2 protein-coding genes are annotated in these 15,596 nt (G+C 73.4%); both read left to right on the forward strand.

What is annotated here, in order from left to right:
• Window positions 1–60 precede the first annotated feature (60 nt).
• Window positions 61–8,307 carry an amino acid adenylation domain-containing protein gene (locus ACSHWO_RS36625; protein ID WP_438319605.1) on the forward strand — a complete coding sequence of 2,749 codons (8,247 nt, stop codon included), beginning with the start codon at window positions 61–63 and terminating at the stop codon, window positions 8,305–8,307.
• On the forward strand, window positions 8,304–15,428 hold the full coding sequence (locus tag ACSHWO_RS36630) for an amino acid adenylation domain-containing protein (RefSeq protein ID WP_438319606.1): 7,125 nt from the start codon (window positions 8,304–8,306) through the stop codon (window positions 15,426–15,428). Before ACSHWO_RS36625 ends, ACSHWO_RS36630 begins: the two co-directional genes overlap by 4 nt.
• Window positions 15,429–15,596: the final 168 nt, after the last annotated feature.

The raw sequence follows: 15,596 nt of genomic DNA on the forward strand, positions 1-15,596 counted from the left end.
CGGCCCCGACGGGCCGCGCGCCCCGGTGCAGCCCCGAACCTTCGAGAATGGTGTGTCGAGATGCCCCAGCAGCAGGCCGGTCAGGCCCACCCGGTCGACATCGACGGGTACAACAGCACCGCGGTGGCCCTCCCCCAGCTTCCGCTGCACGAGTTGTTCACCGCCCAGGCGGCCAGGTCACCTCAGGCCGTCGCCCTGGTCTGCGGGGAGCAGGAGCTGACCTACCGGCAGCTGGACGGGGCGTCCGACGCGCTCGCCCGACGGCTCGTCGACGCCGGCGTACGCCCCGGGGACAAGGTCGCACTCTTCCAGGACCGCTCCTTCGCGTACGTCGCCGCCATGCTCGCCGTCCTGAAGGCGGGCGGCACGTTCGTCCCCCTGGACGCGCGCCAGCCGCAGGAGCGGCTCGCCTGGATCCTCCGGGACACGCAGGCCGCCCTCCTGCTCACCGACCGCTCCCCGGGCGGGGCCGAGTTCGCCGGGGAGCTGCCCGTCATCCGGGTGGGCGAGCAGACCGTCACGGAGTACGAGGAGACCGACCCGCTGCGGCTGCCGGTCCCGCCCGACCAGGCGGCGTACGTGATGTACACGTCGGGGTCGAGCGGGACGCCGAAGGGTGTGGTGAACACGCACCGGAACGTGGTGGAGCTGGCGCTGGATCCGTGGTGGGCGAGTGGGCGTCACCGTCGGGTGTTGGCGTATTCGCCGTTGGCGTTCGACTCGTCGACGTACGAGCTGTGGGTTCCGTTGTTGAGCGGTGGTCTTGCGGTGGTCCTGCCCGCGGTGAAGGTCGACCTCGGGGAGGTGGGTGAGGCGATCGTCCGGCACGGCGTGACGGCGGCGTACTTCACGACGGCGCTGTTCGATGCGATGGCGCAGGAGTCGATGGAGAGTCTGGGTCGGTTGGAGGAGATCTGGACGGGCGGTGACGTGCTGTCCGGGACGGCGCTGCGGGCGGTGCTGGAGCAGTGCCCGGACACGACGGTGGTGCACGCCTACGGTCCGACCGAGGCGACGGTCTTCTGCAGCTACCAGGCGTTCACGGCGGACGTGCGGCAGGTCGAGCGCCTCCATCTGGGCATCCCGATGGCCAACACCGCGATGTACGTCCTCGACGACCGGCTCCGTCCGACTCCGCCCGGGATCCCGGGCGAGCTCTACGTCGCGGGCTCGCACCTCGCGGAGGGCTACCTCGGCCGTCCTGCCCTGACGGCGGAGCGCTTCGTCGCGGATCCGTTCGGGCCGGCGGGCAGCCGGATGTACCGGACGGGTGACCTGGCCCGGTGGAACGTCCACGGGGAGATCGAGTTCCTCGGCCGCGCCGACCAGCAGGTCAAGCTCCGCGGTTTCCGCATCGAGCTCGGCGAGATCGAGACGGTGCTGCTCGCGGACCCGTCCGTCGCCCGGGCCGCCGTCGTCGTCCGCGAGGACCGGCCCGGCGACAAGCGGCTCGTCGCCTACCTCGTCCCCGCCACCGGCCGGCCGGTCGACACCGACGACCTCGGCCGCCACGCCGCGGCCGCCCTCCCCGAGTACATGCTGCCGTCCGCCTACGTCGCACTCGACGCGCTTCCCCTCACGCCCAACGGCAAGCTCGACCGGCGGGCCCTGCCCGCCCCGACGCTGCCCGGCAGCACGGAAGGCAGCCGTGCCCCGCGGACGCCCGCCGAGGAGGTGCTCTGCACCCTGTTCGCCGAGGCCCTGGGCCTGCCCGCCGTCGCCGTCGACGACGACTTCTTCCGCCTCGGCGGCCACTCCCTCCTCGCCACCCGCCTGGTCGGCCGCATCCGCACGGCGCTCGGCACCCGGCTGTCGCTGCGGGACTTCTTCCAGTACCCGACGCCCGCCCTGCTCGCGGGCCGGCTCACCGGCGGCGCCGCCCCGGAGGACCGTCCCGCGCTGGTGGCGGGGGAGCGGCCGGAGCGCCTGCCGCTGTCGCCGGCGCAGCAGCGGTTGTGGTTCCTGGACCAGCTGGAGGGGCCGTCGGCGACGTACAACATCCCGATGGCCGTGCGGCTGACCGGGCCCCTGGACGCGGGCGCACTGCGTGCTGCTCTGGCCGATGTCGTCGGGCGGCACGAGGTCCTGCGTACGCGGTATCCGGTCGAGGAGGGTGAGCCCTGTCAGCAGGTGGTCCCCGCCGACCGGGCCGAGGTCGCCCTCTCCGTGCTCGGTGCCACCGAGGAGACCCTCGCGGCGGCGGTCACCGAGCACGCGGGCGAGCCGTTCGCCCTGGACCGCGAACTGCCCGTCCGGGCCACCCTGCTGGAGCTCGGACCGCAGGAGCACGTGCTGCTGCTGGTCGTGCACCACATCGCCTCGGACGGCTGGTCGAACGCCCCGCTGATGCGGGACCTGGGGGCGGCGTACGCGGCCCGCGCCGACGGCAACGCCCCCGCCTGGGAGCCGCTGCCCGTGCAGTACGCCGACTACACCCTCTGGCAGCAGGAACTCCTCGCGGTCGACGGGGAGCGGCAGATCGGGTTCTGGCGCGAGGCGCTGGCCGGGCTCCCGGACGAGGTGTCGCTGCCCGCGGACCGGCCCCGGCCGGCGGTCGCCTCCTACCGCGGCGCCACCCACTCCGTCTCCTGCCCGGCCGAGGTGCACCAGGCGCTCACCGCCCTCGCCCGGGAGACCGGGACCACGTTCTTCATGGTGGCGCAGGCGGCCGTGGCCGCACTCCTCACCCGCTCCGGGGCCGGCACCGACATCGCGATCGGCTCGCCCGTCGCCGGGCGCGCCGACCAGGCCCTGGACGACCTGATCGGCTTCTTCGTCAACACGCTCGTCCTGCGCACCGACACCGGCGGCGACCCCACGTTCCGGGAACTCCTCCGGCGCGTCCGCGAGACCGACCTGGCGGCGTGGGCGCACCAGGACGTGCCCTTCGACCGGCTCGTCGAGGCCCTCAACCCCGAGCGGTCCGCCTCCCGCCACCCCCTCTTCCAGGTCGTGCTCACCGTCGCCGACGCCGTCAACCCGGCGCCCGCCCTGCCCGGGGTGCAGGCGCGGACGGACCAGCTTCCGCTGGGCACCGCCAAGTTCGACCTCACGGTGAACTTCCACGAACACCGGACCCCCGACGGCCGCCCCGGCGGGCTCGGCATCACCGTCGAGTACGCCACCGACCTCTACGACGCCCGCACCGTGCAGGCCGCCGCCGAGCGCCTCGCCCGGATCCTCGGCGCGGCCGTCGCCGACCCCGAGGCCCCCATCGGCCGGATCGACCTGCTCACGGAGGCCGAGCGCAGCGAACTCCTCGTCGCGTACAACAGCACGGGGTCCCGCCTGCCCGTCGGCTCCCTGCCGGAGCTGTTCGCGGCGCAGGCGGCCCGCACACCCGACGCCGTCGCCCTCGTCTGCGGGGACACCGAGCTGACCTACCGCCAACTCCTGACGGCGGCCGACGCCATGGCGTACCGCCTCACAGGACTGGGCGTCACGCCCGGCGACGCGGTGGGCCTGTTCCTGAACCGCTCCCTGGAGTACGTCGTCGCCATGCTGGGCGTCCTGAAGGCGGGCGGCACGTACGTCCCCCTGGACGCGCGCCAGCCGCAGGAGCGGCTCGCCTGGATCCTCCGGGACACGGGGGCCGCCCTCCTGCTCACCGACCCGGCCGCCGGAGCACCGGCCGCCGGCTTCGCCGCCGGGCTGGACGTCCTGCCCGTCCCGACCGTCGCGGAACTGCTGCAGAGCGACGCCCCGGGGACGACGGTCGCCGTCCCGCCCGACCAGGCGGCGTACGTGATGTACACGTCGGGGTCGAGCGGGACGCCGAAGGGTGTGGTGAACACGCACCGGAACGTGGTGGAGCTGGCGCTGGATCCGTGGTGGGCGAGTGGGCGTCACCGTCGGGTGTTGGCGTATTCGCCGTTGGCGTTCGACTCGTCGACGTACGAGCTGTGGGTTCCGTTGTTGAGCGGTGGTCTTGCGGTGGTCCTGCCCGCGGTGAAGGTCGACCTCGGGGAGGTGGGTGAGGCGATCGTCCGGCACGGCGTGACGGCGGCGTACTTCACGACGGCGCTGTTCGATGCGATGGCGCAGGAGTCGATGGAGAGTCTGGGTCGGTTGGAGGAGATCTGGACGGGCGGTGACGTGCTGTCCGGGACGGCGCTGCGGGCGGTGCTGGAGCAGTGCCCGGACACGACGGTGGTGCACGCCTACGGTCCGACCGAGGCGACGGTCTTCTGCAGCTACCAGGCGTTCACGGCGGACGTGCGGCAGGTCGAGCGCCTCCATCTGGGCATCCCGATGGCCAACACCGCGATGTACGTCCTCGACGACCGGCTGCAGCCCGCGGTGCCGGGTGTCACCGGTGAGCTCTACGTCGCGGGGTCGCACCTCGCGGAGGGCTACCTCGGCCGCCCGGCCCTCACCGCCGAGCGCTTCGTCGCGGATCCGTTCGGGCCGGCGGGCAGCCGGATGTACCGGACGGGTGACCTGGCCCGGTGGAACGTCCACGGGGAGATCGAGTTCCTCGGCCGCGCCGACCAGCAGGTCAAGCTCCGCGGTTTCCGCATCGAGCTCGGCGAGATCGAGACGGTGCTGCTCGCGGACCCGTCCGTCGCCCGGGCCGCCGTCGTCGTCCGCGAGGACCGGCCCGGCGACAAGCGGCTCGTCGCCTACCTCGTCCCCGCCGACGGGTGCGGGATCGACCCGGACGGGCTGCGCCGGTACGCCGGATCGGCGCTGGCGGAGTACATGCTGCCGGCCGCGTTCGTCGCACTGGAGGCCCTCCCTCTGACGGCCAACGGCAAGCTCGACCGGCGGGCCCTGCCCGCCCCGACGCTGCCCGGCAGCACGGAAGGCAGCCGTGCCCCGCGGACGCCCGCCGAGGAGGTGCTCTGCACCCTGTTCGCCGAGGCCCTGGGCCTGCCCGCCGTCTCCGTCGACGACGACTTCTTCCGCCTCGGCGGACACTCCCTCCTCGCCACCCGGCTCGTGGCCAAGGTGCGCGACGCCTTCGGGGCGCAGGTACTGGTCCGGGACCTCTTCCAACACCCGACGGTCGCGGCCCTCGCCGAGCGCATCGCGGCCGACCAGGGGGCGGGCACCCGCCCCGCCCTGGTCGCCGCGGCCCGGCCGGAGCGCATGCCGTTGTCCGCGGCCCAGCAGCGGTTGTGGTTCCTCGACCAGCTGGAGGGCCCGTCGGCGACGTACAACATCCCGATGGCCGTCAGGCTGACCGGCTCCCTCGACCACGACGCACTGCGCGGGGCCCTCGCCGATGTGGTGGGCCGGCACGAGGCGCTGCGGACGGTGTTCCCCGCCGCGGACGGCACCCCGTACCAGAAGGTGCTTCCGGCGGAGCAGGTCGACGTCGCGCTGCCCGTGCTCCCGGCGGTCGAGGGCACCCTCCGGTCGACGACGGCCGCCCTGGCCGGGGCCGTCTTCGACCTCTCCCGCGAACTGCCCGTCCGGGCCACCCTGCTGGAGCTCGGACCGCAGGAGCACGTGCTGCTGCTGGTCGTGCACCACATCGCCTCGGACGGCTGGTCGAACGCCCCGCTGATGCGGGACCTGGGGGCGGCGTACGCGGCCCGCGCCGACGGCAACGCCCCCGCCTGGGAGCCGCTGCCCGTGCAGTACGCCGACTACACCCTCTGGCAGCGGGAGCTGCTCGGTGACGCGGACGCCCCCGGCAGTGTGCTGGCGTCGCAGCTCGACCACTGGAAGGCGGCGCTGGCCGGGCTTCCGGACGAGGTGTCGCTGCCCGCGGACCGGCCCCGGCCGGCGGTCGCCTCCTACCGCGGCGCCACCCACTCCGTCTCCTGCCCGGCCGAGGTGCACCAGGCGCTCACCGCCCTCGCCCGGGAGACCGGCACGACGTTCTTCATGGTGGCGCAGGCGGCCGTGGCCGTCCTGCTCACCCGCTCCGGGGCCGGCACCGACATCGCGATCGGCTCGCCCGTCGCCGGGCGCGCCGACCAGGCCCTGGACGACCTGATCGGCTTCTTCGTCAACACGCTCGTCCTGCGCACCGACACCGGCGGCGATCCGACGTTCCGGGAACTCCTCCGGCGCGTCCGCGAGACCGACCTGGCGGCGTGGGCGCACCAGGACGTGCCCTTCGACCGGCTCGTCGAGGCCCTCAACCCCGAGCGGTCCGCCTCCCGCCACCCCCTGGCCCAGGTCATGCTCTCGGTCACGGACGCGGGCGTGCCCGTTCCGGACCTGCCGGGTCTGACCGCCGAGTCGGAGTTCATACCGCTGGCGATCGCCAAGTTCGACCTCACCTTCACCTTCCGGGAGCACCACGGCCCGACCGGCGGTCCCGTCGGCTTCGACGTGCACGCGGAGTACGCCACCGACCTCTACGACGCCCGTACCGTGGAGGCCGCCCTGGCCCGCCTGGTCCGGCTGCTAGGGGCGGCCGCCGCCGCCCCGGACCTGCCCGCCGGCGAGCTCGACATGCTGGGCGACGAGGAACGCCGGCGGCTGCTCGACACCTGGAACGGCGCCCGCACCCCCCGCACCGGCACCTCCCTGCCCGGGGCGTTCGCCGCGCAGGCCGCCCGCACCCCGGACGCCCAGGCCCTCGTGACGGGAGAACGGAGCCTCACCTACGCCGAGTTGGACGCCTGCGCCGACCGGCTGGCCCACCGGCTCCGCGACGCGGGTGTCCGCCCGGGGGACCCCGTGGTCCTCTACAACGAACGCTCCCCGGAGGCCGTCGTCGCGACCCTCGCGGTCGTGAAGGCCGGCGCGGTCTACGTCCCGTTGGACGTCCGCTACCCCACCGACCGCATCAACCTGATCATCCGGGAGTCGAAGGCCGGAGTCTTCCTCACCGACCGCCCCCTCACGGCGCTGGACCTCCCCGAGCACGCCCGCACGATCCCGGTCGCCGGCGCGGCCGACATCGCCGACGGCACGGACGGCACGGACGCCGCGGGCGGCACGGTCGGCCGGTCCGGCCCGCTGCCCGCCGTCCACCCCGACCAGCCCGCCTACGCGATGTTCACCTCCGGCTCGACCGGAGTCCCCAAGGGCGTCGCGGTCACCCACCGCAACATCACCGACCTGGCCGCCGACGCGCCGTTCCCGCCCGCATCGCGCGCCCGCATGCTGCTGCACTCACCGATGGCCTTCGACGCGTCGACGTTCGAACTGTGGATGCCCCTGCTGGCCGGCGGCACCCTCGTCATCGCGCCGCCCGGACTGCTCGACGCGACCGCGCTGGGCCGGGTGCTCTCGGAAGGACGGGTCACCGGACTCGTCCTCGCGGCAGGACTGCTGCAGATGGTGGCCGAGGAGGAGCCGGAGGCCCTCGCCGGCGTACGGACCGTGCTGACCGGCGGCGACGTGGTGTCGGTGGAGGCGGTCCGACGCATCCAGGAGCACTGCCCCGACACCACCGTGCTCAACGGCTACGGCCCCACCGAGGCCACCGTCATGGCCGCCGCGCACGCGGTCCGCAGGCCCCTCGACTACCCGGGCGCCCTGCCGATCGGCACCGCACTGGACAACACCCGGCTGTACGTCCTGGACGACGCCATGCGCCTCGTACCACCCCTGACCCCGGGCGAGCTCTACCTGGCGGGCGCCGGCCTCGCCGCCGGCTACCTCAACCGCCCCGCACTCACCGCCGAACGGTTCACCGCCGACCCCTACGGCCCGCCCGGCAGCCGCATGTACCGCACCGGAGACCTCGCCCGCTGGAACCACCGCGGGGAGATCGAGTTCCTCGGCCGTGCCGACCAGCAGGTCAAACTCCGCGGCTTCCGCATCGAACCCGGCGAGGTCGAGACGGTCCTGTGCCGGCACGCCTCGGTCGCGCAGGCGGCGGTGGTCCTCGGCGAGGTCCGGCCCGGCGACAAGTGCCTCATCGGCTACGTGACCCCGGCCGAAGGGGCCCGCGTCGACGTCGCCGGGCTGCGCGCGCACGCCTCCGCGGCCCTCCCCGACTACATGGCCCCGACGGCCTACGTCGTCCTGGACGCCCTGCCGTGGACCGCGAACGGCAAACTCGACCGCCGGGCACTCCCGGCGCCGGAACCGTCCGACGAGGACACCGGCCAGGGCCGGCCGCCCCGCAGTCCCGGCGAGGCCAAGCTCTGCGACCTCTTCGCGGAAGCACTCGGCCGCCCCGCGGTGTCCATCGACGACAACTTCTTCCACCTGGGCGGGCACTCCCTGCTCGCCACCCGGCTCGTACGCCGGATCAACAGCGTCATGGGAGCCGGCCTCGCGGTCGGCACCCTCTTCGAGAACCCGACAGTGGCCACCCTGGTCGACAAGGTCGACGGCGCCGGCGGCGCCCGACCCAAGCTTCGGCCGATGCGCCGGATGGGAGCAGCCAAGTGATCCCCTTGTCCCACGCCCAGCAGCGGCTCTGGTTCCTGGACCAGATGGAGGGGCCGTCGGCGACGTACAACATCTCCCTGGCGATACGGCTGACCGGCCACCTCGACCGCAGCGCACTGCACGGCGCACTGGCCGATGTCGTCGGCCGGCACGAGGCGCTGCGGACGGTGTTCCCCGCCGTGGACGGCACCCCGCACCAGCAGGTCCTGGCAGCGCACGAGACCGACCTCGCGCTGCCCGTGCTCCCGGCGACCGAGGACACCCTCCAGGCCACCCTGGCCGAGCTGGCCGGGGCCGCCTTCGACCTCTCCGGCGAACTGCCCGTCCGGGCCGCCCTGCTGGAGCTCGGACCGCAGGAGCACGTGCTGCTGCTGGTCATGCACCACATCGCCTCGGACGGCGGTTCCAACACCCCGCTGATGCGCGACCTGGGCACCGCCTACGCCGCCCGCAGCAAGGGCGGTGCGCCCGACTGGGAGCCCCTGGAGATCCAGTACGCCGACTACACGCTGTGGCAGCGCGAGGTGCTCGGCGACGCCGACGACCCGGACAGCGTGCTGGCGGCACAACTGGACTTCTGGAAGGCGGCGCTGGCCGACGCCCCGGACGAGGTGTCGCTGCCCGCGGACCGGCCGCGGCCGGTGGTCGCCTCGTTCCGCGGAGCGACCCACTCCGTCTCCTGCCCGGCCGAGGTGCACGAGGCGCTGGCCGCCCTGGCGCGCGAGACGGGGACGACGTTCTTCATGGTGGCGCAGGCGGCCGTGGCCGCACTCCTCACCCGTTCCGGGGCCGGTACGGACATCGCGATCGGCTCGCCCGTCACGGGGCGGGCGGACGAGGCCCTGGACGACCTGATCGGCTTCTTCGTCAACACGCTCGTCCTGCGCACCGACACCGGGGGCGATCCGACGTTCCGGGAACTCCTCCGGCGCGTCCGTGACACCGACCTGGCGGCGTGGGCGAACGAGGACGTGCCCTTCGACCGGCTCGTCGAGGCGCTCAACCCGGAGCGGTCGGCCTCCCGCCACCCCCTCTTCCAGGTCATGCTGACCGTCGGCCAGTCCCTCGGCGGCGGACCCGAACTGGGCGATCTGCGCACCGAGTTCGTCCTGCCGGAGCTGCGCATCGCCAAGTTCGACCTGACCTTCGGCTTCGAGGAGCACCGCACCGCGGACGGTCGGCCCGCGGGCTTCGACGTCACCGTCGAGTACGCCACCGACCTCTACGACGCCGGCACCGTGCAGGCTGCCGTCGAGCGGCTGGTGCGACTGCTCGGGGCGGCGGCTGCCGCACCCGACCTGCCCGCCGGTGAACTCGCAGTGCTGGGGGACGAGGAGCGCGGGCTGCTCGAAGCCTGGGCGGGCCCGGAGACGACGGCTCCGCTGCTGTCGCTGGACCAGCTGTTCACGGGTGTGGCGGCTGCGGTTCCGGATGCGGTGGCGTTGGTGTTCGAGGAGCAGCGGATCACGTATGCGGAGCTGGACGTGTGGTCCAACCGGCTGGCGCGGTACCTCGCTGCGGAGGGGGTGCGGCCCGGCAGTCTGGTCGCGGTCCATCTGGAGCGTTCGCCGGTGCTGGTCGCTGCGCTGCTCGCGGTGTTGAAGGCGGGGGCCGGTTACACGCTTTTGGATGCGCAGTTCCCGGCGGACCGGTTGGGCGGGGTCGTGGCGCAGACCGATCCCGTTGTGCTCGTCACGCAGTCGCACCTTCCGCTGTTGGAGTCGGGTGCCGCGCGGGTCGTGGACGTCACCGCGCGGGCGGCTGCGATCGGTGCCACGTCCGGGGCGGCGGTCGAGACGTGCGGGCATCCCGAGGGCATCGCGTGCGTGATGTTCACCTCCGGGTCCACTGGTACTCCGAAGGGTGTTGCGGCTTCTCACCGGGCGCTGTCGTCCACGTTCCTGGGGCCGGACTACCTGCACTTCGGGCCGCAGCAGAGCTATTTGCAGTGCTCGCCGATCTCGTGGGACGCCTTCGCGTTGGAGGTGTTCGGGCCGCTGCTGCACGGTGGCACGTGCGTGTTGCAGCCGGGGCAGCACACGGACCCGCATCAGATCGCCGAGCTGGTCGAGGAGCACGGGATCACGACCTTGCAGATGTCGGCGAGCCTGTTCAACCACATGCTCGACGAGCACCCGCACGTGTTCGGCACCGTCCGCGAAGCCATGACCGCGGGCGAAGCGGCCTCGCCGACCCACACGAGCCGTGTCCTGGAGGACCATCCCGGCCTGCACCTGGTCAACGGTTACGGTCCGGCCGAGAGCATGGGGTTCACCACCACGTTCACGCTGACCGGGGCGGCTCCGGGGGTGAGCGTGCCCGTCGGGCGGCCGGTGGCGGGCAAGCACGCGTACGTGCTCGGGCCGAATCTCGAACTGCTGCCTCCGAACGCCCCCGGCGAGTTGTACCTGGCCGGTCACGGCCTGGCGCACGGGTACATCGGCCGCCCGGCCCTGACCGCGGAGCGTTTCACGGCGAACCCGTACGGTCCGGCCGGCAGCCGCATGTACCGCACCGGTGACCTGGCCCGCTGGAACCGCGACGGCCACCTCGAATACCTCGGCCGCGCCGACCAGCAGCTCAAGCTCCGCGGCTTCCGCATCGAACCCGGCGAGATCGAGACGGTCCTGTGCCGGCACGCCTCGGTGGCGCAGGCGGCGGTGGTCCTGGGCGAGGCCAGGCCGGGTGAGAAGTGCCTGATCGGCTACGTGACGCCGGTCGAAGGGGCCCGCGTCGACGTCGCCGGGCTGCGCGCGCACGCCTCCGCGGTCCTGCCCGACTACATGGTGCCGGCGGCGTACGTCGTCCTGGACGCCCTGCCGCTGACGGTCAACGGCAAGCTCGACCGCCGGGCGCTGCCGCAGCCGGACTTCGACCACCTCGCCGCGTCCGGCCGAGCGCCCCGCAACCCGGCCGAGGAAATCCTCTGCAGCCTCTACGCCGACACCCTCCACCTGCCCGCCGCGACCATCGACGACAACTTCTTCCACCGCGGCGGCCACTCCCTCCTCGCCACCCGGCTCATTTCCAAGGTGCGGGACGCCTTCGGGGTGCGGCTGCTGGTACGGGACGTGTTCCAGTACCCGACGGTGGCGGCGCTGGCCGAGCGCATCGCGGCCGGCCACGGCGACGTCGCCCGTCCTGCGCTGGTGGCGGGGGAGCGGCCGGAGCGCCTGCCGCTGTCGCCGGCGCAGCAGCGGTTGTGGTTCCTGGACCAGCTGGAGGGGCCGTCGGCGACGTACAACATCCCGATGGCCGTACGGCTGACCGGGCCCCTGGACGCGGGCGCACTGCGTGCTGCTCTGGCCGATGTCGTCGGACGGCACGAGGTCCTGCGTACGCGGTATCCGGTCGAGGAGGGCGAGCCCTGTCAGCAGGTGGTCCCCGCCGACACGGCCGAGGTCGCCCTCTCCGTGCTCGGTGCCACCGAGGAGACCCTCGCGGCGGCGGTCACCGAGCACGCGGGCGAGCCGTTCGCCCTGGACCGCGAACTGCCCCTGCGGGGTGTGCTGTTCGAGCTGGGGGTGCAGGAGCACGTGCTGCTGCTGGTCGTGCACCACATCGCCTCGGACGGCTGGTCGAACGCCCCGCTGATGCGGGACCTGGGGGCGGCGTACGCGGCCCGCGCCGACGGCAACGCCCCCGCCTGGGAGCCGCTGCCCGTGCAGTACGCCGACTACACCCTCTGGCAGCGGGAGCTGCTCGGTGACGCGGACGCCCCCGGCAGTGTGCTGGCGTCGCAGCTCGACCACTGGAAGGCGGCGCTGGCCGGGCTTCCGGACGAGGTGTCGCTGGCCGCGGACCGGCCCCGGCCGGCGGTCGCCTCCTACCGCGGCGCCACCCACTCCGTCTCCTGCCCGGCCGAGGTGCACCAGGCGCTCACCGGCCTCGCCCGGGAGACCGGGACCACGTTCTTCATGGTGGCGCAGGCGGCCGTGGCCGTCCTGCTCACCCGCTCCGGGGCCGGCACCGACATCGCGATCGGCTCGCCCGTCGCCGGGCGCGCCGACCAGGCCCTGGACGACCTGATCGGCTTCTTCGTCAACACGCTCGTCCTGCGCACCGACACCGGCGGCGACCCCACGTTCCGGGAACTCCTCCGGCGCGTCCGCGAGACCGACCTGGCGGCGTGGGCGCACCAGGACGTGCCCTTCGACCGGCTCGTCGAGGCCCTCAACCCCGAGCGGTCCGCCTCACGCCACCCCCTCTTCCAGGTCATGCTCACCGTCGGCCAGTCCCTCGGTGACGGTCCTGCGCTCGGCGGCCTCGACACGGCCCACGTGATCCCCGAGCTGCGCATCGCCAAGTTCGACCTGACCTTCGGCTTCGAGGAGCACCACACCGCGGACGGTCGGCCCGCGGGCTTCGACGTCACCGTCGAGTACGCCACCGACCTCTACGACGCCGGCACCGTGCAGGCCGCTGCCGAGCGGCTGCTGAGGATCCTCGGCGCGGCGGTCGCGTCGCCGGACGTCCCCACGAGCGCACTCGCAGTGCTGGGGGACGAGGAGCGCGGGCTGCTCGAAGCCTGGGCGGGCCCGGAGACGACGGCTCCGCTGCTGTCGCTGGACCAGCTGTTCACGGGTGTGGCGGCTGCGGTTCCGGATGCGGTGGCGTTGGTGTTCGAGGAGCAGCGGATCACGTATGCGGAGCTGGACGTGTGGTCCAACCGGCTGGCGCGGTACCTCGCTGCGGAGGGGGTGCGGCCCGGCAGTCTGGTCGCGGTCCATCTGGAGCGTTCGCCGGTGCTGGTCGCTGCGCTGCTCGCGGTGTTGAAGGCGGGGGCCGGTTACACGCTTTTGGATGCGCAGTTCCCGGCGGACCGGTTGGGCGGGGTCGTGGCGCAGACCGATCCCGTTGTGCTCGTCACGCAGTCGCACCTTCCGCTGTTGGAGTCGGGTGCCGCGCGGGTCGTGGACGTCACCGCGCGGGCGGCCGCGATCGGTGCCACGTCCGGGGCGGCGGTCGAGACGTGCGGGCATCCCGAGGGCATCGCGTGCGTGATGTTCACCTCCGGGTCCACTGGTACTCCGAAGGGTGTTGCGGCTTCTCACCGGGCGCTGTCGTCCACGTTCCTGGGGCCGGACTACCTGCACTTCGGGCCGCAGCAGAGCTATTTGCAGTGCTCGCCGATCTCGTGGGACGCCTTCGCGTTGGAGGTGTTCGGGCCGCTGCTGCACGGCGGCACGTGCGTGTTGCAGCCGGGGCAGCACACGGACCCGCATCAGATCGCCGAGCTGGTCGAGGAGCACGGGATCACGACCTTGCAGATGTCGGCGAGCCTGTTCAACCACATGCTCGACGAGCACCCGCAGGTGTTCGGCACCGTCCGCGAAGCCATGACCGCCGGCGAAGCGGCCTCGCCCACGCACACCACCAGGGCGCTGTCCGCGCACCCCGGCCTGCACCTGGTCAACGGTTACGGTCCGGCCGAGAGCATGGGGTTCACCACCACGTTCACGCTGACCGGGGCGGCTCCGGGGGTGAGCGTGCCCGTCGGGCGGCCGGTGGCGGGCAAGCACGCGTACGTGCTCGGGCCGAATCTCGAACTGCTGCCTCCGAACGCCCCCGGCGAGTTGTACCTGGCCGGGCACGGCCTGGCGCACGGGTACATCGGCCGCCCGGCCCTGACCGCGGAGCGTTTCACGGCGAACCCGTACGGTCCGGCCGGCAGCCGCATGTACCGCACCGGTGACCTGGCCCGCTGGAACCGCGACGGCCACCTCGAATACCTCGGCCGCGCCGACCAGCAGGTCAAACTCCGCGGCTTCCGCATCGAACCCGGTGAGATCGAGACCGTGCTCCTGGCCGACCCGGCCGTCGCCCAGGCCGCGGTGACCGTCCGCGAGGACCGGCCCGGGGACAAGCGGCTCGTCGCCTACCTCGTCCCCGCCGCCGGCCGATCCATCGACATGGAGCACGTGCGCCGCCACACCGCGGCGTCCCTCCCCGAGTACATGCTGCCGTCCGCGTACGTCGCGCTGGAGGCGCTGCCCCTCACCACCAACGGCAAGCTCGACCGCCGGGCGCTGCCCGCCCCGGACCCGCACCACCACCCCACCACCGGCCGAGCGCCCCGCAACCCGGCCGAGGAGATCCTCTGCAGCCTCTACGCCGACACCCTCCACCTGCCCGCCGCGACCATAGACGACAACTTCTTCCACCGCGGCGGCCACTCCCTCCTCGCCACCCGGCTGATCGGTCGGATCCGCAGCATCTGGGACACGAAGCTGACCATTCGGGACCTCTTCCAGCACCCGACGCCCGCACTGCTCGCCGAGCGCATCGCCCTCGGCTCGGGCGGCAACGCCAACCCGTTCGACGCCGTCCTGCCCATCCGGGCGGCGGCAGCGGGCCCGGCAGGCGCGGCACCGCTGTTCTGCATCCACCCCGTCTCCGGCATCAGCTGGGGGTACGCCGGCCTGCTCCGCCACATCGGCGAGGACAGGCCGATCATCGGACTGCAGGCGCGGCTCCTGACCGAGCCGCACCACCGGCCCGCCTCCGTGCCGGAGATGGCGGACGACTACCTCGCGTCGATCCGCACCGTCCAGCCGCACGGCCCGTACCACCTGCTGGGCTGGTCCTTCGGCGGCATCGTCGCCCACGAGGTCGCCACGCGGCTGGAGCAGCTCGGCGAGGAGGTGGCCCTGCTCGCCCTGCTCGACGCCTACCCCCTGCCCGACGGCTTCGAGCCGCGGCCCACGACCGGAACGGACGTCCTCCACGGCCTGCTGGGCGAAGCGGCGGCCGACACGCCCCTGCGGTGCGCCGACGGCCCGCCGGACGTCCGGGAGATCGCCCGGCTCGTGCACGGCCGGGCCCCGGGGCTGGGCGAGCTCGACGGACCCCAGGCCGCCGCGGTCGTCGAAGCGACGGTCGCCAACCTGGACGTCCGCCTGCGCCACGTGCCGGAACGGCCGTTCGGAGGGGACGTGCTCTTCTTCAACGCCACCGGCACGCCCGCACCACTCGGCGCCGCCGCGGCCTGGGCCCCGTACGTCCACGGCCGGATCGAAGAGGTCGACGTCGACTGCCAGCACGCCGAGATGACCGACCCCGGCCCGCTGCGCGCCATAGGCGCCGTACTGGACCGGCGGCTGCGACCCGCCCGGCGGTAGCGCCGGGCCTCGACCGGACGGTCCACCGTCCCCGCGCGGACCGGGCCCGCGCGGGGACTGCCCGCAAACTGCCGCCCGGGCCACCGGGCGGCGCCGGACGCCTCTCCTAACGTGAACGTGTCCGAACGGCCGGCCGGCACCCAAGCAGCGGTCCGGCCCCCAGAGGAA

The sequence above is a fragment of the Streptomyces pallidus (ex Mingjun et al. 2026) genome, assembly GCF_051550185.1.
Classification (GTDB): domain Bacteria; phylum Actinomycetota; class Actinomycetes; order Streptomycetales; family Streptomycetaceae; genus Streptomyces.